Consider the following 1,293-nt stretch of genomic DNA (forward strand, 5'->3'; position numbering starts at 1 on the left):
TGCAGGCCTCGCCCGAGTACGCGGTCGCGGCCGGGGTGAACCAGCGGTGGAACCGCATGGTCGACGAGCACGACCTGCGCGCCTTCCGCTGGCTGTCCGAGCAGCCGCAGGCCTACTCGGGTCTCATCTATACCAATCCCGACGAGGGCTCGGGCTGGATGTACGCCACCGACGGGTTGCCCTCGACCTCGCGGCACTACCTCCAACCCGGTTCCACGACCCCGCTGACCACCTATCTGTTCTCCCGGATGGACGAGGCCGGCGTGAACCCCCGCGTCGACCGCGCGTTGGCGGATCTCGGTGTGACGTACGTGTACGTGAGCCCGCCCAACTACTGGGGGTTCCAGAAGCCCAACGAGCACCTGCTGCGCCTCGACGGCACGCCCGGCCTGGCCAAGGTGTACGCCGAGTCGCAGGTGCGGATCTACGCGGTGCGGGACGCGTTCACCGACGCCGAACTGGCGCAGATGGTGGAGGACTCCCCGTTCCCGCCCGAGCGGCGGTCCCCGCTCACCCGGGCGGCCGGGACATACGGGCCGGAGTGACCTCGCCACCGGTCCCACGGTCGTATCCTGTGCACGGGCCTGAAGGTGAGGGAGCCGCGGCGGTGTCGTCGCAGACGAGGGGATGGGCATCACATGCGCGCGTTGGTGACGGGAGGGGCCGGGTTCATCGGGTCGACCCTGGTGGACAGGCTGCTGGGTGAGGGCCATGACGTGACCGTGGTGGACAACCTGTCCCGGGGGCGGCTCGAGAACCTGGCGGCGGCCCGTGAGGCCGGTGACCGGTTCGAGTTCCGGGAGCTCGACCTGACCGACCCCGCCATCGAGGACGTGGTGGCCGCCGCCCGGCCCGAGGTCATCTTCCACCTGGCCGCGCAGATCGACGTGCGCCTGTCGGTGGAGGATCCGGTCCACGACGCCCAGGTCAACGTCGTCGGCACCGTCCGGCTGGCCGAGGCGGCCCGCAAGGTCGGGGTGCGCAGAATCGTCTTCACCTCCTCAGGCGGGTCCATCTACGGGCCCGTGACCGAGCTGCCCGTCGCCGAGACCCGACCGGTGGACCCGCTGAGCCCGTACGCCGCCGGCAAGGTGGCCGGTGAGATCTACCTGGAGATGTTCTCGCGCCTGTACGGGATCGAGTGGGCGGGCGTCGCGCCGGCCAACGTGTACGGGCCGCGGCAGGACCCGCACGGCGAGGCCGGGGTCGTGGCGATCTTCTCCCAGCGGTTGCTGGCCGGTCAGCCCACGCGCGTGTTCGGCGACGGCGGCAACACGCGCGACTATGTGTTCG

At 70.7% G+C, this 1,293-nt stretch carries 2 protein-coding genes; both read left to right on the forward strand.

Annotated features, from left to right (window positions below):
* A partial coding sequence (locus G6024_RS15020) for a DUF6541 family protein (protein WP_338122148.1) occupies positions 1-545 on the forward strand: 545 nt, incomplete at its 5' end.
* A 93-nt stretch (positions 546-638) separates the two neighbouring features.
* The coding region (locus G6024_RS15025) for an SDR family NAD(P)-dependent oxidoreductase (protein ID WP_159149075.1) at positions 639-1,293 on the forward strand (655 nt) is incomplete at its 3' end.

Origin of the sequence: Dietzia maris, from assembly GCF_014144855.1 — a bacterium.
In the GTDB taxonomy this organism is placed as follows: domain Bacteria; phylum Actinomycetota; class Actinomycetes; order Mycobacteriales; family Mycobacteriaceae; genus Dietzia; species Dietzia kunjamensis.